This is a genomic window from Sarcina sp. DSM 11001, assembly GCF_900101015.1.
In the GTDB taxonomy this organism is placed as follows: Bacteria; Bacillota; Clostridia; order Lachnospirales; family Lachnospiraceae; genus CAG-791.
Genome location: NZ_FNFZ01000035.1, coordinates 10,191 through 28,224 on the forward strand (window position 1 = coordinate 10,191; position 18,034 = coordinate 28,224).

The following is an 18,034-nucleotide window of genomic DNA, read 5'->3' on the forward strand; positions in this document are numbered from 1 at the left end:
GAGGAATCACAGAGATCCGATTTCCGGATAGATCCAGTTTAGTAAGAGCCGTCAACTGCCCGATTTCAGGAGGAATCTCTGTTAGGTTTTTTTGATATAGTTTCAAATGATTAAGCAACGTTAACTCCTTCATTGTCATACCAGTGATCTCTTCAAGCTTATTCATCGCATGTCCTCCCATTATAACTAAATAACATCTACTGACTTCAATTGTACCAAATCATCACAATTCTAAGTGCATAACGCAAACTTCTCGTGAGCACTGTGAGTTGTGCACAGCTTGATTTATTTGACCTGTACGGTTGCAAGCTACAGAAGTGCCATATTTACTTAAACTGTTGTGCCCTTAATCAGCTTGAATGGGTTCTTCCGTAAAAATGATAGAATCCTGTAGCGGAATCAGTCTTTTTTCCAGGAGAACACTATCCAATGCGGAAGGCCCTTGGTGTTACGGATTAAGAAATATCATTCCAATTTATCACCTTCCCTTGCCAATGTCTTATAGCGGTAAAAAGTGTTCCGGCTGACTTTGCCAGAAACCTTTTTGGTGTTTCCCTTGGAATCCTTGGGAACAGTTATTTCTGTCTGAGCCAAGACAGCAAGAAGCTCTCTGTCATTTAAAGGACCACCGAAGTCTCTGGATCGCTCACGGATAATCTTGATGATGGGATCACGCTTTTTTATAAGGAGGGAGTCCCCTTTTTGTGTGCCAATACGGGCACCTTTAAGCTTTGCTGTTACAATTCCTTCTTTTGTACGCTGCCTGAGATCAAGGACTTCCTTCTCTGCCTGTTCGAATGCCTTACGGATATCAGCTTCGCACTTGTTCATCATAAATCTATTCACAGCATCCATGATGCTTCTTATCAGATCGTTTGTGGCGTCGTCGCCAGCGTTGATGTCCACTGAGACAACACCGGCCATGGCTTCTTTGAAGGAAACGGTATCGATGTGCCGTTCCTTCAGGAAGACCAGTTCTACGCCGCGATCATAGAGCTCTTTGTAGATGCGGAAACCTTCTTCGGCATTCCTGCTCATTCTCGATACTGAATCAAAGACAATCAGGTCTCCCCTGTCGACATGTTCATAGAGCTTTTTCCATTCAGGTCTATTCTCCTGTGTTCCAGTGAAGATTTCTTTGATAAACACCGCTTCTGGATATGAAGTTTTGATGTTGCGTTCTTGGCGATCAATATTCTGTTTATAAGTGCTAATTCTACAATAGCCGTATGTCTGGTTCATAAATTCACTCCCATAAAGTGGAGAAATAATGACAGATGTGTTTCATACAATGTAGCAAGCAAATAACCAGCATGCTCATTTATATTGTATCAAAAATAACCTATAATTTGATTGTACCATATTTGTAATGAAAAACCACGTTTTAGAGTGTAAAGGAATGTACTGAATTTAACGATCGTAAAAAATGATATTCAGTGGATTATTTATTGAACTAATCACACACACTTCGTGCGTGAATAGGTTCAATAAATGAATTGTTCCTTTGTATCAGATAACCTGAATAATTCACCGGCTTTCCGTGAATGTGGGAAAACCCGCATTGTTAATGCATTTACAACTACATACTACATTCACTTGCCGAGTGAAGATATTGAACTGCTTAGTGCGACTGTTTTCAAACTGCTTAACATAGAAAAAAGGATCTCAGCTATGTTAAGATTAAGGTGTCCAGTCAAAACCAAAACATAAAGGAGAGATCCCTATGTCTATTGTAAATGACACCTTCTTCAGTTTCAATAAGCAGTTCAAATTAAACTTCGATGGCAGTGAGCTTTCTTCAGATGGCAGCCTGTTCCTTCTGAAGGAGTTTGCACATCGCATCGGTTTTGAAAAGATTATGCCCACCTGTTTCTTGAGCCTCTACTGAATGAGTTTCTTGAATAGTATCCTGATGTTATGATCTCCCTGCGGGGAGACAGCTGCTTCGCCGCTCCGAAGATCTATGATCTCGCGGAAACTCATGGCTGCAGTTTATGCTATCCGGTTTAAGATGAACAGCACTTTGAGATCCCTTGCGTCAGATATCGCAGATGATCGGGACGATCTGACAAAAGACAACAAGGTTGACTATGCTGTCTGCTACGGCGAATTCATGTATAAGGCTGGCTCATGGAACTATGCCAGGCGTGTTGTCTGTAAAGTGGAAAAACCCACGGATCAGATGACTTACATGTATACATTCATCGTAACAAACATGGACCTTTCACCGGAGGATATCATCAGGTTTTACTGCAACTGCGGCCGTATGGAGGACTACATCAAGGAGTAAAAAAACGGTTTTGATTTTTCCTGTATGAGCAGTCACGCCATGATGGTGAACGCAGGCCGCCTGATGATCTGCATGCTGGCGTATAACCTGTTCAATTGGTTCAAACGACCGGTACTTCCGAAGCATTTTCGAAAAATGTAGATTGAGACCTTCCGTTTGAAACTGATCAAGATTGCAGCAAGAATAATCCGGTCAGCCAGATACCGAAGCTTCCGGTTCTGCAGCAGCTGTCCCTATAAGGAGGAGTTCCGGGAAATAATGTGGAATATACAACAGCTACAAATTCCTGAACTGGCTGTCTGACAGCAGAACAATGAACCTTGACAATACCATAAGCCGCTTTCAGAACCCGACGGGAGTACTATGCCCAATATTTATGGACAATTGCATCCACGAAAGGTGATGACAGTGGATAATGGTATTGTTGCGTAACAAATTGACATTTCATGGGTATATTCCGGGCGTCATGAATAATTCGGGGATAATACTATTTTCATAAATCTATTCACCATTAAGGGAGGCACTTTATGAAAAAGAATGTGTTTGCCATTGTATTAGCTATCACCTTTGCGATCACCGGGCTCACAGGATGTTCCAAAGAAGCGGACTATACGGAAAGTTCGAATGAATCGGTTTCTGAAATCCAGGAGGATCAGAATTCTATATCAGGAATTGAATTAGCTGAAGTGCTGCCTATCGAAATGTCTGTGGATTATGGACAGGGACCGATAACCATGTATGGATATCAATGTCTTCAGTCTGATAAGGAGCGTCAGGTATACATGGAAATTGATGAACATGTGGGTGAGAGGGTGCCCACAGCCTTTTCAACGCATGGGATTTCAGACATTAACAGGATTTCTCAAATCATAGACATATACACTTTGGATCACCCCGAGGTTTTCTGGATTGACGAGGAAATAAACGTAAAAGCTTGTGATAGTGGTGTCAGTGAATGTATTCTCCGTTACAATTGCGAAGGGGAGGAATTAGAAGAACGGATTGGAGAATTTGAAGAAACGATGGAAATGATTCTCTTATCGGTTCCTGATGATGCAAATGCGTTTGAGAAGGAGTTGGTTATTAACGATTATTTGATTGATCTGTGCGAGTATGATCATGAAGCGCCAAATGACGATCTATATGTTGCAAGAAACGAGATTTATTCATACGGGGCACTGGTTGATCACCTTGCCAACTGTGAAGGATATACAAAAGCTGCAAAAGTACTGTTAGACCGTGTGGGTATCAACAATGTTCCCGTAGGCGGAAAGTCTGATGGAATACCACATATTTGGAATGCAGTTGAGATCGATGGGAACTGGTATATACTTGATGTAACAAATAATGATTATGATGTAAGGGTCAAAACCCTTAGGCGTGAAACGCCTTTTTTCTAAAAACCTTGAAAACTGAATATAGATCACGTATAGATTCGCATTTAGACATGTAAACAGATGTTTTTCCGCCTGTGTGGTTAGTATATTCCCTGCCTTAACTCAGGCAAGCAGCGGATTTTGGCCATAGTGACCCGTCCCCTGCCGAAACCGGAGGAGCTTTCTGAAGTTCAGTGCTGCTATCTTGCTTCCGAAGAAGTGCTTACAGGGGATCTTTCCACGGACAGGCATGTGGTTAACATTGTAGATATTCTTCAATGCTGAAGGAACTGTTTCCACGCCATTCCTGATCCTGGCAAGGAGCTTAAACTGTTCGGTATTCATTCTGGCCTGCGTGAGTGCACGGTTCACCATCTTTCGGGAGACAGTAAGCTTGCTGACCTTTTTAAAGATCTTCGGCTTGCAGTGCATTGCAAACGGGCAGTTTGCACATTTGTCCCGTTCAAATGAAATGTTGATGATCCCGGTCGCCTTGTTGTACCAGTTTGATCTCGGTGCATTGCCTGCGGGACAGTGGAGCACTCTGGTGCCGTCCTCGTTCAGCTCGAACGCTCCCATTACAGGATCTACATCTCTGCCGGTCAGATCCGTTGTTACCAGGTCGATGTTGTTTTTGGCGGCAAGTTCAGTGTTTTCTTCACCGCTGTATGCTCCATCCGCTGAAATGATGGTCTTCTCTTCCTGGGGGCCGATCTTTTCAACGTGTTCCTGGAAAAATTCACTGTCACTCTTGTTGTTTGAATCAAGCTGGTAGTCTGTGACAACAGAACCGTTTTTCCCGACAGATTCCTCAACATTTGCTGCATAGCCGCGATGCTCTTTCCCTGCCTTCTTCCGATATGTTGCATCGGGATCAGACGGATTCTGCAGGATCGAGGAATTCATTCCGCCATCTTCTTTTGTGCGGAGACGTCTTTTCCCATCTTCCACAATCGTCTGCTCGCTCAGGCAGCGGACAAAAAGCTGGTATTCAGTGATCTCTTCGAAGTCATTACCGCATTTTTCCAGAAGAAGGTCCGCATCCTTGAGAAGGACCCCGATCCTTTTGTCGGCGTCAGTACTGCGGCTGTGGTAGATGACTCGGTTGAAATCATTGGGATCATAATAATGTTCCATATGACCGATCATGTCATCGTGCCCGTTCTTATGAAGATAACGGATCAGTTTGGAAATACAGGTATAGATGAGTTCCATACGGCTCAGTTTCCTGATGTTGGCCTCCACCATAAGGGAATCCATCCGGCGGATCCGCTTGTCGATACCCATCATCCGTGCAGTCGCTTCGGCAAGGCCGGTCACACAATCATGATACAGATCAACTCCATGGGTCTTTTCGTAGTCATAGCATCTGCGGCGGAACCGGGAAAGGCTCTTGTCACTGAGCGGCTGTTCGTCAAAGCTTGTGGTATGGAGTGCCAGCTGAAAGCGGGGATCAAGCATCAGGTTGTCGACCATTTCGTCATCCGAGTAATCAAACAGCATTTTGATGATCTCAGCTCCAACGATCACATTGATCGGAGTATTCGGTCTGGAATTCTTATCTGAATACAGGACCGAGAAACGTTCCTCGTCAATATAAGGAAAGACGTCCTCTGAAAATACCTTTGCCCAGCTTCTTTCGAGTGCTTTTTTCTCGCGCTCTGTGAGGTTGTATGTGGTATCAAACAGAGACATCTGCTGAGCCGGATTCTTGCGGAATGACATAGTGCTTACCTCGCTTCGTTGATACTTACAGTATACCACGATAGCGGGTATGTACGTGATCTATATTCAGTTTTCAAGGTGGTTGCTAATAGCCGCTTAGTGCTTAGTAATGTGCTAAGCAACAAAACTGGGGACTTTTGACCCCAACATCATGATTATTCAAGCGACAGCACATCTAATGAATTCTGGCATCATATTTATTTTAATATTTCCGTTGAGAAAAACAGCATTATCGATTCTATTGATGGGATATACGGGGATGAAGTGGATAAAAAATCAGTCTTGCACAATCTGTATATCCCGGAGTGTACTGCGACTGCAGAGAACTTCTTTGTTAAGACTTGTGATGTATTGAATACCTCCGATTATCAGAATATTGTTCAAAAGGTTGCTGATGCGGCAAAAGCTGGAGAGGATCATTACGCCTTTATCGTTGATGAAAATTCTGATTATGAGGATTTCAGAAACTGGCTATATGACAAGGAAAAATTCAGGGATCTTTTATGGTCAGTCAATGAAATAAATGGATACAACCCTGAAATTGAAGAAAATGAGTGGCCTGATTATTTTAAACCATATCGCGTGATTTGGATCAATTTGAAACTTGTGGATAATAACTGAAATGGTGTAGAAATTGGCGTGTTCGGTAAAGTGACCTTTGCCGAATATCCGAAACCGACTGTGGACATCGATTTCCACAGTGCTGAGACCTTCTCGTTCTGGTATAATAGTTCTCATGTATTTACCAAATTGTGATCTTGTTTATCAAAAACTACAAGCTCTACAGCAAAGCTTATGAATTCAGCTTCCGAGGAAAGACTGATTAAGCACGGAGGAACCAATGAACACTGATATTCTGATCGGATAATCTGCCACGTATATCTCCTGGGGAAAGGGAACGATCACGGCAGCAGACAAGAAGTATATCACGGTTTCATCATCATCTTCTCCCCATGCAAGTGCTTTATTCAGTTTCAATTCTCGCTCGTTGACTATCCCGGGATGTTTGCCTGTGTTTAAAGAAAAAGCCAAAACGTTTTTTTTGTAAAAAAAGCAAAAAAATCAGAGGATATTTCACCTCTGATTGAATAAGAAACTATTGTTTTGGACACAGGGGGGCTTAGCTTAATGTCATTGGGACGGTTCTCTGTCTCCTTTGGCGATATTTTGGAGACAAAGAACCGTCCCCTGTCTCCGTTGGCGATATTTTGGAGACGAAGAACCGTCCCTCCCTCTTTTGGGGACGAAGAACCGTCCCCTTCCGTTTGACCGGAAATCAGGTCATCTTTTGTCTTTGTCTACCAGGCGGAGTGCCGCTGCGGATAAGGCTGAAAAGGCAATTGTGAAAAGGATTAAAACCAGCCATAGTATGATAATTCTGGCACCGCCCGTACTATATTCCACTTCATTTTGATGGTAGACTGCGTATTCGTATGAGTGTACATCTTCCGGAGGATATTGGTTTATCTTGCAGCAGACACATAAGGCCCGGATTCCCCATTTGCTTATTGTCAGCATGGAAACCGCTTTTGCAATTCCCTTTAGCTGAAAGATAAAGCCTGACATGATCAGCTGTATAATCAGCACAAACGGCATTATAGTCATTGCCATTTCCGGTGTCCTGGATATTGAGGAAATCAGGATTCCGCATACATCGGCAGTAAAAATCAATAAAAACAGTGTGATAAACAGATCAACCGGGGAAAATTTGCTTTGATGCACTGCCTCTCTGAAATATCCTACCATGACAGCTTCCGTCAGCAGGGCTTCAACGATGCAGATGAATGCCTCATAGACCAGATGGGCACTTATATAGGCTGATAAATAAATGTTGGATATCAGGTGCTCATGTTTAATCGTCGCCCTTTCCCTGCAGATTGACTGGACAGAATTGAAGAGACCGATCCAGATGCAGGCGCAGGCAATTGCAAACAGGCCGGTCCTTGTATCCATATACTCGATGAACATCTTTTCTTTATCTAATACAAACAACAGTAAAAAATTGATCAGAAGCGTACTAAGAAAATATATCCATTGCTTTTCGATGATGAACTGTATGAACAGTTTGCTGATGTAATTGCCCAGCTGCTGTACCCAGGATGTCTTATTCACATTATCCCCTTTCTTCCCGGTTTAAGGTTTTGATACTCCAGGACGAAGTCCCGGGATTGCTCCGCATCGTTATCGGAAATCGCTCTGACAACGCCTTCAAAATCCGTTTCTCCAAAGAATTCAAATGCTTTTTCCCTTGTCCCGAAAAAAGCAGGTTCTCCACACTGGCTCTGTCGGTTCTTTGCAATAACCAGCACTTTGTCATAATAAGTGCTCTTCCTGTCGGGTGCATGCGTGATAATCATCACGATCCTGCCTTCATCCGTTATATCTCTCAGAGCTTTCATAAGTATCTCTCCCTGCACCGTATCAAGGCCGGTATCAGGTTCATCCAAAAAGAAGATCTTCGGATTTGTAATGTACGCTGCCGCTACATTTACTCTCTTTTTTTCTCCTCCGCTGAGTTTTGAAATAATTGCTTTTTCTTTCTCCTTGAGGCCCAGAATTTCCAATGTGTGCTGCACTCTCTCGTTCAGTTTGCCGGGGTCTTGAGGATCAGAAGACAGGGAACTCATTTTTGCCGCGCTTCTGACTGCATGGCCGACCGTGTCTCCCTCCCTGACAATGTTGTGCTGCGGTACATATCCAATGGCATTTCCGTATCTGCGCAGTTCTTCCAGCGGTCTTCCGTTATAAGTAATAGTTCCTGTCATTTCTTCGTAGCCGATCACGGCATCCATAAACGTTGATTTTCCCGCGCCGGATGAGCCGAGAATCAGAACCATTTCCCCGTCTTCGACATCAATATGAATATTTCGAAGTAGGGTTTTCTTAAATATTAAGCCCACTGTCTTCTCTGAAATGTCGATCGAGAGTATTCCCCCATCTGAATGGGAAGACTGCCCTGGCTGTGTTTCTGTCTTCCATCCAGTCAGAATTTGATAGTAAAAACAGTCTGCTGCAAAAACACCGCTGACCGGACCTGACTGAACAGTCATTCCGACCCTGACCGGCAGTATCTCATCTGCAATCTTCTTGTCTACATATGTTCTGTTTTCCGTATTCCGGGGATGGATATACCAGCCGCTGTCCTGATGCCATTCCATCGGAAGAATACCGGCCGCGTCATTGATTGGTTTCTTCATCCATTTTGTGTCTATTTCATTGCTGTTCACACGAAACCAGAACAGAACCCAGTTCTGAGATTCTTTGCTTCTGACCAGAATTACATCCCTGTCCTCAAGAACCAGACTGATTCCTGAGGATACCTGTTGGCCATTGAGAAAAAAATATTTGTCAGAGAGCGGTTTGAAGTAATAACTGCTCTGCCCTTTCCATCCGGTTTCTGCCAGTCTGCTGCCGATCCACTCTCTATCAAGACAGATATTACATTTTGGAGAGTTCCCTATGGTCAGTTTTCTGCTGTCTATTAGGACAGCATCCATATGTCCGCCTGTCAGACAGTAAAGGAAGGCGTTTTCTGTCTTATTTCCAATGCCAAACACTTTATTGCTCCGCCCCCTGTTCTGCTTTGACGTATTCCGGATTCCTTTCATATATGGAATTGCCCAGAATCAGATTATTATACAGGTCTTCCTCTGACTCATATTCGATCACACTGCTAAATTGGGTTATATCGAAAACCTGATTATTTTCCGAGGGATCGTAGAGATCACCTGATTCATTGCTTTCCTTCAGTTTTCTGAGATCTGATGACTTCACCGCAAGCCAGATCTCTTTTACGGTATCGTCGTACTTCTTAATCTGTGATTTAAACACCAGATAGAGAAAGCTCTTTGTCGAATAGCTGTCCCAATTTCCCTTTTTGGGAACCATTAAATAAGCGCCGACATATTCCGTATTTTTCTGGTTATACCTGTTAATCATGTAAGAGACTACCCGGTCCCTGGCTTCAGCCTGAATTTTTGCCAGGTCATCCGCTGAGATTTCATCCATCCGGGTGACAAATTTGGGAAGATCTTTTTCAGTGACAGTATATTCCATCTCCTCGCGGGCAGGTTTGAGACCCTTTTCTTTCCAGTCATGCTTGCCATCCAATGTAAATGACAGCACCAGGGTATCACCAATATCTATTTCGTCAAATTTGTTGAGCTGATACCAGTTGAAGGCATCAAGATCGATCAGTTCCGGCGGAATCTTGTCCTCAACACTTTTAATATCCGCTCTGCCAAACGGAGCGGTACCTGTAAAAGTCGGTTCAATATGGATGAATGGATCAATAATCTTGTAATCCTTCAGTCCTTCATCAACTTCCACATCCTTGTCTCTGCCGGAAAACTCCAGATCGTTATATCTCTTTTGCAATTCTCCGTAATCAATTGTAACCGTAATAATATCGCCGCGATTCAAATGCTTGAGGTCATTTTCCTTATCCTCAATGTCTTCTTCATCTCCGCTCCCTTCGCCGTTATCCTCTTCATCGTCGGAATGACTGGAAGCTGCGTGCTGCTTTACAGTTCCATCCAATTTAATGTAGTAGGTCATATCGTCTGCATTATACTTGTCGGCATCTTTTCCCTTTGCAGCTTTGATCTGCTCCGTCAGTCTTGTGGTGTTGATCGACATGACGGCAGATCCATCTCCGTCGTAACCGGTAAAAGATACGTCAACACATTTTTCCAAATCAATGACCTTCTGGTTTCTGGTAAGCACATTGACTGCAAAAAAGACAGCTGCTATTACCACCAGGAGCGGAATGAAAAACAGAAGTTTGGATCTTTTCTGTTTTTTTCCGCGGATCTGTCCCGGTACAAAAGCCTCACCTGTATCTGCAGAAAACTCTGGCATATTATTGATCGTATCCCTGTTCACAGACTGTGCGCTTTTAAGGTCGTACCCGCAGTTATTACAAAAATTAGAATTATCATCATTGACATTGCCACATTTCGGACAAGTTATCATTTTTTCTCCTCCCCCGGGTTATTTCGGAACATTCGTCTGCCGCCTTCTCCGGTACATCCAGACAGAAAGTACTTACAGGCGTATTGTGATAACAACACATAAAGTAACAGGTCAAATATATCATATTGCACAGATATATGTCAGTTATTATCCGGTAGTTTTCTGTCATTTTACTCATATGAACGGTATTTCATAGAGATAGATACAATATTGCTGCTATCTGTCAAAAAAACATCCTCCGGGCGGGTCGTTTGCCTGATGAGAAACAGGGACAGTAGGATTAAATTGCATAGCGGCACCTCAAAAAATGATGTTAATAACGAGGCGCGCTGCATTTTTTGTTACCTTGTCATGCTTTTTTATGAAAAAAGCAAAAAAATCAGAGGGTATTTCACCTCTGATTGAATAAGAGACTATTGTTTTGGACACTGGGGGGCTTAGCTTAATGTCATTGATAACGGGGGTCTCACTCAAAAATGTCGGTGTTCCTTTCTGGATGTGCTGTTTTCTTTCGCGTAGTTCCGAATTGGCCAAATAGAATTCTGCACTGATATAAGCCATTCTATGTAATCTGTAGTCCATCTCTGTGTGCTGCTGGAACTCTTTCTACTGTGCCTTCCAGAATGTAGTGCACATTTTGAGCCGCAATGGAGATGGTTCTTTCATTTTTTTTCATATTTTCCAACTCCACTGACTGTGCTTTTTGCAGCTTCAGCAGTTCTATTTTTCTCGCTTGCAGGGATTTAAGAGAAGGAAACTTACCTTCGGGGGTATACGAACGGAGAATTTCGCAGGCTTTCTGGTATCGGTCGATCTCTGCAACGTGCTCATTGCGGAATTTTCCCTTGTTATGAATATTCAGCATCTGATGGAAAGTGTCCCTGGTCGCAAGGAACTGGCCGGTATAATGGATTCGCTCATTGATCTGTTGCAGTTCTTCCTTTGTGGATCGTAAAGTGTCTTCAGCTTGTGCAAGTTGTTTTGAGGCAATCTTCCGCTTTTGATCAAGTGCTTCCGGCGTTCCGAGATGGTTCTCCTGAACAAAAGCAACTGTGTGGGCCAGCATTTGCAAGTTTGAAAGTTGGACTTTTTGCTTGTAGGCGCGGTTCACCTGTGCTTTGATGCAAGTTTGAAGGTCTGTGACAAGTTTCAGGTCAGACTGAATAAAGAGTACGCCAAGAATCGGATTTTCCTCCAGATTATATCCAGCAAAAGGATCCACTTCCTGGTTATCAATGTGCTCGATGTTCTGAGGCCATCAAGATCAGAACTATTATCGGTAGCAGCTTCTTTTTCAATATTATCCTGATTTATTTTGTAGTCTTTTCTGTCTCGCCAATCAGCAAGGTTTTGTTCAAGCCTTTGCAGAATGCTTTCTTTCTCATAATCTACACCAAGCGCCCTACCACGAATGGGCTTTTCCCGATCTGGCAGAATATAGCTGATCCGACCGCGTGATTCCTTTACCTTAACCTGGTAACGGGAGAAAAGAAGGGATCGAAATTGCTCAAAAGATGTGGATTCATCCACACATTCATTTATAGCATCGCGCAGGACCTGTTTTTGTGTCTGGAACTTTGTCCGACGTGGCGTTGCCCCGGCATCAAGAATTTCACGGTTGCGGGCATCCAGTTTTTCCTGTCCGCGTTGAGCAGCACGGTACTCCCGATCGGATACTTTCTGTTTTGCAGGAGCAAGAAGGTCAACTTGATGGAGTCCTTCTCGCTGACAAAGATCCATGACATCCTGCAACCACAGTATTGTATATTGTCCCAAACCGGGTTCCAGAACAAAGAAATTAAAGTTACAGCTTTCTATGCCTAAGACGAAAGCCGGCATTAGAATCATACCGATGCTCGACGAGGTGTATGAGGCACTCCGCGCAGAGTATGATTATCAGTCTGAAGCTGGATTTAACAGCACTGCAATTGAAGGAATGACAGGATTCATCTTCAGCAATAAGGACGGAAACATCTGTCGTCCTGCGACAATCAACATGGCAATCAAGAGAATTGTTTCGAGTTACACTGCTGAAGAAATCATTAAGGCTAAAAAGCAGCATCGTGAGCCTTTAATTATTCCAGACTTTTCATGCCATCATTTGAGACATACGTTCTGCACCAGATTATGTGAAGCGGAAATGAACATGAAAATACTCCAGTCTGTTATGGGTCATTCAAACATTCAGACGACTATGGATATCTATGCCGAAGCAACAAATGAGAAAAAAACAGAGTCTTTCAAAGACTTAACGACAAAGTACAAATTATTTTAGGGAAGAGTCCTTGTGGTTCCTTGGATTCTGACAACATTTGTTTCAAACAGACAACAAAATGACAACATTTCAGCTCAGGGAAGTATCTGTTTTGGACATTTGAATATGTGCAAAATGGCTTCATTTCTCAGGTTTGAAGCCATTTGCGCAATTCTCGTGTAAATGTGATGCTTTTGTGACAAAAGGAGTGATACAATACGCCTGTAAACAAAAACAAAGCAAAAGAAAAACGCAGAAACACAGTTCTGCGGGAAATCAGAACAACGAAATGCGTTTCATGCTGATCCTGCTGAACAGGAAGACCGCACTGAAATGCGAAACAGGACATAATAGAATTTATTTACAGGAGGTTTTTATCATGGCAGATATTGAAAAGATGGAAAACATGATCAGTGATGAGATGATGGAAGAGGCAGCAGGCGGAAAGAGCTCCAAAGAAGATTGGACGACCGTAAGGTGCCATGTTTCTTCCGGTTACCTGGCGCTTCGTTCCAAACCTGAATATAAGGCATCCAATGAAATCGCCAAAATCTACAACGGCGAGACCCTGAAGGTCCAGCTTTCCAACAGAAGTGGTGCTTATTTATGGGCCAAATATGAAGGGAAACAAGGCTGGGTCAACGGCGACTATGTGAGAAAATAATCTTTGTGTGAAAGTCTTTGTAAGATGATTTTGTAAGATGATTTGAGAGAGTTTTTCACAGGCTGAGGTCATTATTTATACAGTTTAACAGCCTGATCAATATCATGGCAGTCAGCATTCCCTGCGCCTTGTGCGCGGGGGATGCTTTTTTGTTTTCACGGACTGCGAGGCGTGCTATAATAAATGAAGTCTGGATTCCAACTTTTTTTAAAAATGAAAATAAAATGTATGGACCAGAGTCAGAAATCCACCAGGGAGGGCAACAATATATGAAGGTAGGAAGTGTCAGGGAAATCAAGAACAATGAATTCCGGGTCGGACTGACGCCGGACAATGTCAGAGCTTATGTAAAAGCAGGGCACGCTGTTTACATGGAAAAGGGCGCTGGCGAGGGCTCCGGTTTTGCGGATGATGACTATATTAAGGCTGGTGCCGTATTGATGGAAGATCCCGCTGAAGTCTGGCAGACCGTGGATATGATGGTCAAGGTCAAGGAACCTCTGGAGAGTGAATATGCCCTTTTCCATGAAGGCCTGATACTCTATACCTATCTTCATCTTGCGGCGGACAGGGAACAGACGGACGCTCTGCTGGCCGGTAAGGTCAAGGGTGTCGCTTATGAGACCCTGCAGGAGACAGACCGCTCCCTTCCTCTGCTCGCTCCGATGAGCCAGATCGCCGGCAGGCTGTCCATCCAGGAGGGAGCCAAATACCTCGAAAAGAGATTCGGAGGAGAAGGGATCCTGCTGGCAGGCGTCCCCGGTACTCCCAAGGCCAATGTCGTCATTCTCGGTGGCGGAACAGTCGGCATGAATGCCTGCAGGATCGCTGTCGGCATGGGAGCTAATGTCACGATCATCGACATCAATCTGAAACGTCTGGAAGAGCTCGACAACATGTTCGGAGCCCGCATCCAGACCCTGGTCTCTACAGATGCGAATATTGAGAGGGCAGTGAGGGACGCGGATCTGGTGATCGGCTCTGCCCTGATCCCCGGGGCGGCCACGCCCAAGCTCTTCAAGGCGGCGTATCTGAAGGAGATGAAGGAAGGGGCAGTATTCGTCGACGTAGCGATCGACCAGGGCGGCTGCGGAGAGACTTCTGTCGTGACCACCCACGATGATCCTGTTTATATCCGTGACGGTGTTGTCCACTACTGCGTCGGAAATATGCCCGGCGCCGTCCCGAGGACATCCACGATCGCGCTGACCAACGCCACGCTGCATTACGGCCTCGAGATCGCGGCCGCCGGCCTTGAGGAGGCCTGCAGAAAGAACCCCGTGATCCGCACAGCTGTCAATACCTATGACGGTAAGCTGACTAACGCAAATGTGGGAGAGGCGCTGGGTTATGAATGCACAGATCTCACAGGCCTCATCGGCTGACCGGCAAAGAATAATACAGAACTTATAAACTATAGAGATTAGGAGGAATATATCTAAACATGGGCGAAGAAAAGAAAATCATGCTGTCCGGGATCCAGCCCAGCGGCGATCTGCACCTGGGCAATTATCTGGGCGCGATCAAGAACTGGGCAGACCGTGTCAACGACTACGACTGTTACTACTTCATGGCGGACATGCACACGATCACGGTCCGTCAGGATCCGAAGGAGCTGCGCAGGCGGTCTCTGGAGATGCTGGCGATCTATATTGCCTGTGGTCTGGATCCCGAAAAGAACACACTCTTTCTCCAGTCTCATGTTCCCGCACACGCCCAGCTCGGCTGGGTGCTGGACTGCTACACGATGTTCGGAGAGCTGACCCGCATGACGCAGTTCAAGGACAAATCCGAAAAGCACAAGGACAATATCAACGCGGGTCTCTTTACTTATCCTTCCCTGATGGCGGCGGACATCCTGCTCTACCAGCCACATTATGTGCCGGTAGGCGAAGACCAGAAGCAGCACGTAGAGCTCTGCAGGAATATCGCGAACCGCTTCAATAACATCTACGGGGATGTCTTCCGCGTACCGGAGCCCTTTATCAGCAAGGTGGGCGCCAGGATCTACGGTCTCACGACACCGGATTCCAAGATGTCCAAATCCATCCCCCAGGGCTGCGTTTTCCTCATGGATGAACCCAATGTGATCATGAAGAAATTCAAGCGCGCCATTACGGATTCCGACACGGAGAGATGTGTCCGCTACGACAGAGAGAACAAGCCCGGTGTCGCTAATCTCATGAATATTTACGCGACCATCACCGGAAAGACCTTTGAAGAGATCGAGCGTGAATTTGAGGGACAGGGTTACGGTGTCTTCAAACCCGCTGTCGGAGAGGCAGTCGTGGATGTCCTGACGCCGATCCGGGAAGAGGCGAAGCGCCTGATCGCAGACAAGGCCTACCTCAATTCCGTCTACAGAGAGGGCGCGGAGAAGGCCTCCTATATCGCCAACAAGACCCTTCGCAAGGTCTACAAAAAGATCGGTTTTTATCAGATCGATAAAAAATAAGACAGACCGGGTGCCTGTATATTATCATTGTAGATTATGATACGAGAGTATTCGTTAATACGAGAGTATACTTTATATGAGAGTATTCTTTAATGGCTTTGAACACTTCTGAAGGGGGAACGCTATGAATTTTCTTGAGGAAAGGATACAAAAAGACGGCCAGGTCAGGGAGGGTGATATCCTGAAGGTGGACAGCTTTCTTAACCATCAGCTGGATATCAAATTGCTGGACCGGATTGGAGAAGCTTTTTATGAGCATTTCAAAGACAAGCGCGTTACCCGTGTATTGACGGTGGAATCGTCGGGAATCGCAGTGGCTTTTCCTGTGGCGCGCATGTTCGGAGCTCCGCTCGTCTTTGCCAAAAAGTCCCGCAGCATGAATCTGGACGGTGACCTGTACAGATCTATCGTACATTCCTATACCCACAATATCGACAATGTGGTGATCCTTTCGAAGCAGTACCTGCACAGCAGCGACAGCGTACTGATCGTGGATGATTTCATGGCAAACGGCAAAGCTGTTCAGGGGCTCCTGGACATCTGCCAGCAGGCGGGCGCTGAGGTGGCCGGTATCGGGATCGCCATTGAAAAGGGCTTCCAGAACGGCGGAAGGCTCCTGAGGGAGGCCGGCTATGACATTTACAGCCTGGCCATTGTGGATGCGATGTCCGAAGAGGGGATCACCTTCCGGGAACATTAGTGTGCCGTCTCAATCATAATTAGAATTAAAATCACCATCTCGTCGCCGCCCGCATCGTTGTCGTCAGTCGCCGATGGGTTCACATCGACTCCTTCCTCCGCCTCGCGGGAACGACGACGATCTGGCAATTTTAACTTCAAAAATGATTGAGACGTCACACTAGAAAAGACGCGTAAAGCCGGACTGGCTGTTAATGCAGCTGCTCTGTCTTGAGATTTAGACCCGGTCAGCTGATGTAATACATGTCAACAGTAATGCGGGACTCGTCCGCGAGTCCGGCAATATGAAGAATAAAGAACGATAGTAAAAAACGTGCATGTAAAGCAGTGCAGGAACAGGAGGAGAAAATGAAGAATTGGAAGAAGCTTGCGGCTGCGGGCCTTGCAATGATCGTCCTTTTGACCGCTGTGGTTTTTGCGGCGGGAGAAAAAAAGGATTCTGAAAAGACTGGTTCTATAGTAAACGACATTAATAACTTTACTTTGAATTGACGTAGCATATATGCTATACTTCTCTTGGAGGTACTGCATATATGAATAAACGTAAGTACAATACCGACCCCGAAATGTTGTTGCAGCAAGGTAAAGCTATTATGTCGTCATCCGACGAATCACGCTACCACTTCAGGGTATTTGCTGTTAATATGGTTCTTTCTGGTTGCTCAGCTTCCCAAATCGGAGCCATGGCCGGTGTAAGCAAAGTGGCCGTCACCGGATGGGTGAAGATAGCTGACGAGCAGGGCTTTGAAGCGCTTCGGCCTAAAGGACATAAAGGACGTGCTGCAAAGCTTACGGAGGAACAACTCAAAGAGATTGATGGTGTTCTTCAGTCAGATCCGAAAGATTACGGTTACAAAAACTGGGATGGACCGGCACTTTCTGCCTATATCCAGGCCAAGTATAACATCAGTCTCAGTGTCAGACAGTGCCAGAGATTATTTCATAACCTTGGTTTTTCTCATATACGCCCTCAGCCTTATCCATCAAAAGGATATGAAGATTCCGAGAAGCGCAATGAGTTTAAAAAAAACGCTCAGAAATAGAAGCAGACGACACCGCCATTTTAGTCTATCAAGACGAAGTTCATTTTCAGATACAAACAACCATCACCTGCGGGTGGTATAAAAAGGGAAGTGCACCTACAGTAAAATCCTTCGCTGGGCGTTTTAAAGCTTCATACAGCGGATTTATTATCCCTGAAACTGGAGAACTATTCGTTACGAAGCCTGAGAAGTTCAATTACGAAACCACAATTAATTCCATTCGGGAATTTTTGAAGGCTAAACCAGCACCTCAAGGAAAACATTATGTCCTTGTAATGGATAATGCTCCATGGCACAAGAAAACTCTGCGACTTATCGATACTGAGAAACAACCCGAGTATGCCGATATAGCTGCTTCTGTTCAGTTTTTGAGGCTTCCACCGTATTCGCCTGATCTCAATCCAATTGAACAGGTGTGGCGAATAACTCGCAAGGAAAATACTCACAACACATTCTTTGCTTCAATAAATAATCTTACCGAAACCGTTGATAATGCATTCGAAGTTTGGGCTGTTCCAAATGAGCAGCTTAAGTCTCTGTGCAGCTTTAAGTAA

The 18,034-nt window shown here is 44.8% G+C and carries 18 protein-coding genes and 1 pseudogene; 11 read left to right on the top strand and 8 right to left on the bottom strand.

Going from position 1 to position 18,034, the window contains the following annotated elements; translation table 11 throughout:
* Window positions 1–465: 465 nt before the first annotated feature.
* Window positions 466–1,242, bottom strand: coding sequence for a recombinase family protein (locus BLT02_RS14795; protein ID WP_092997237.1), 777 nt, complete (start codon window positions 1,240–1,242; stop codon window positions 466–468).
* A 481-nt stretch (window positions 1,243–1,723) separates the two neighbouring features.
* Between BLT02_RS14795 and BLT02_RS17340 the strand changes: the two genes are divergently transcribed.
* The 3 genes and pseudogenes from BLT02_RS17340 to BLT02_RS14810 all read left to right on the top strand — a co-directional run bounded on the left by BLT02_RS17340 (window position 1,724) and on the right by BLT02_RS14810 (window position 3,690).
* Window positions 1,724–1,888, top strand: a complete 165-nt coding sequence (locus tag BLT02_RS17340) for a hypothetical protein (protein WP_175453872.1) — start codon at window positions 1,724–1,726, stop codon at window positions 1,886–1,888.
* A pseudogene (locus BLT02_RS18000) lies at window positions 1,870–2,593 on the top strand (IS1380 family transposase); the annotation flags it as partial. The gene BLT02_RS17340 and the pseudogene BLT02_RS18000, both read left to right, overlap by 19 nt.
* A gap of 224 nt (window positions 2,594–2,817) precedes the next feature.
* The gene (locus BLT02_RS14810) at window positions 2,818–3,690 is read left to right on the top strand and encodes a transglutaminase domain-containing protein (RefSeq protein ID WP_092997246.1); all 873 of its coding nucleotides are present in this window, start codon (window positions 2,818–2,820) and stop codon (window positions 3,688–3,690) included.
* Between the two features lie 99 nt (window positions 3,691–3,789).
* Here the strand turns inward: BLT02_RS14810 and BLT02_RS14815 are convergent, their stop codons facing one another.
* Entirely contained in the window at window positions 3,790–5,391 is a 1,602-nt protein-coding gene (locus BLT02_RS14815) for a transposase (RefSeq protein ID WP_092997249.1), read from the bottom strand.
* Window positions 5,392–5,655: 264 nt separating this feature from the next.
* Here BLT02_RS14815 and BLT02_RS14820 point away from each other — a divergent pair, with 264 nt between their 5' ends.
* Window positions 5,656–6,012: a hypothetical protein gene (locus tag BLT02_RS14820; protein ID WP_092997252.1), complete on the top strand. Its 357-nt coding sequence runs from the start codon at window positions 5,656–5,658 to the stop codon at window positions 6,010–6,012.
* Between the two features lie 180 nt (window positions 6,013–6,192).
* Here the strand turns inward: BLT02_RS14820 and BLT02_RS16940 are convergent, their stop codons facing one another.
* The 6 genes from BLT02_RS16940 to BLT02_RS14850 all read right to left on the bottom strand — a co-directional run bounded on the left by BLT02_RS16940 (window position 6,193) and on the right by BLT02_RS14850 (window position 12,105).
* Window positions 6,193–6,423, bottom strand: coding sequence for a hypothetical protein (locus tag BLT02_RS16940; protein WP_139187663.1), 231 nt, complete (start codon window positions 6,421–6,423; stop codon window positions 6,193–6,195).
* Window positions 6,424–6,672: 249 nt separating this feature from the next.
* Window positions 6,673–7,503: an ABC transporter permease gene (locus BLT02_RS14825; RefSeq protein WP_092997255.1), complete on the bottom strand. Its 831-nt coding sequence runs from the start codon at window positions 7,501–7,503 to the stop codon at window positions 6,673–6,675.
* A complete protein-coding gene (locus tag BLT02_RS14830; protein WP_175453875.1) occupies window positions 7,500–8,948 on the bottom strand; it encodes an ATP-binding cassette domain-containing protein in 1,449 nt (482 codons plus the stop codon). The genes BLT02_RS14825 and BLT02_RS14830 overlap by 4 nt, the downstream gene beginning before the upstream one ends.
* 1 nt (window position 8,949) lies before the next feature.
* Complete coding sequence (locus tag BLT02_RS14835; RefSeq protein WP_242869841.1) at window positions 8,950–10,251, bottom strand: hypothetical protein; 1,302 nt, start codon at window positions 10,249–10,251, stop codon at window positions 8,950–8,952.
* A 676-nt stretch (window positions 10,252–10,927) separates the two neighbouring features.
* A complete protein-coding gene (locus BLT02_RS14845) occupies window positions 10,928–11,587 on the bottom strand; it encodes a hypothetical protein (protein ID WP_139187667.1) in 660 nt (219 codons plus the stop codon).
* Entirely contained in the window at window positions 11,515–12,105 is a 591-nt protein-coding gene (locus BLT02_RS14850) for a relaxase family protein (RefSeq protein ID WP_092997270.1), read from the bottom strand. The genes BLT02_RS14845 and BLT02_RS14850 overlap by 73 nt, the downstream gene beginning before the upstream one ends.
* Before the next feature lie 76 nt (window positions 12,106–12,181).
* On the opposite strand from BLT02_RS14850, the gene BLT02_RS14855 reads away from it, so the two are divergent.
* From BLT02_RS14855 to BLT02_RS14880, 7 genes are all read left to right on the top strand, one after another.
* Entirely contained in the window at window positions 12,182–12,640 is a 459-nt protein-coding gene (locus BLT02_RS14855) for a tyrosine-type recombinase/integrase (RefSeq protein ID WP_242869842.1), read from the top strand.
* Window positions 12,641–12,998: 358 nt separating this feature from the next.
* Window positions 12,999–13,283 carry an SH3 domain-containing protein gene (locus BLT02_RS14860; protein ID WP_139187671.1) on the top strand — a complete coding sequence of 95 codons (285 nt, stop codon included), beginning with the start codon at window positions 12,999–13,001 and terminating at the stop codon, window positions 13,281–13,283.
* A 269-nt stretch (window positions 13,284–13,552) separates the two neighbouring features.
* The gene (gene ald / locus BLT02_RS14865; RefSeq protein ID WP_092997279.1) at window positions 13,553–14,668 is read left to right on the top strand and encodes an alanine dehydrogenase; all 1,116 of its coding nucleotides are present in this window, start codon (window positions 13,553–13,555) and stop codon (window positions 14,666–14,668) included.
* Window positions 14,669–14,727: 59 nt separating this feature from the next.
* The gene (gene trpS, locus BLT02_RS14870; protein WP_092997282.1) at window positions 14,728–15,738 is read left to right on the top strand and encodes a tryptophan--tRNA ligase; all 1,011 of its coding nucleotides are present in this window, start codon (window positions 14,728–14,730) and stop codon (window positions 15,736–15,738) included.
* Between the two features lie 124 nt (window positions 15,739–15,862).
* Complete coding sequence (locus BLT02_RS14875) at window positions 15,863–16,438, top strand: xanthine phosphoribosyltransferase (protein ID WP_092997285.1); 576 nt, start codon at window positions 15,863–15,865, stop codon at window positions 16,436–16,438.
* Between the two features lie 347 nt (window positions 16,439–16,785).
* Window positions 16,786–16,929, top strand: a complete 144-nt coding sequence (locus BLT02_RS17345) for a hypothetical protein (RefSeq protein WP_175453876.1) — start codon at window positions 16,786–16,788, stop codon at window positions 16,927–16,929.
* A gap of 41 nt (window positions 16,930–16,970) precedes the next feature.
* Window positions 16,971–17,480, top strand: coding sequence for a helix-turn-helix domain-containing protein (locus BLT02_RS14880; protein WP_092997288.1), 510 nt, complete (start codon window positions 16,971–16,973; stop codon window positions 17,478–17,480).
* The last annotated feature ends 554 nt before the right edge of the window (window positions 17,481–18,034 follow it).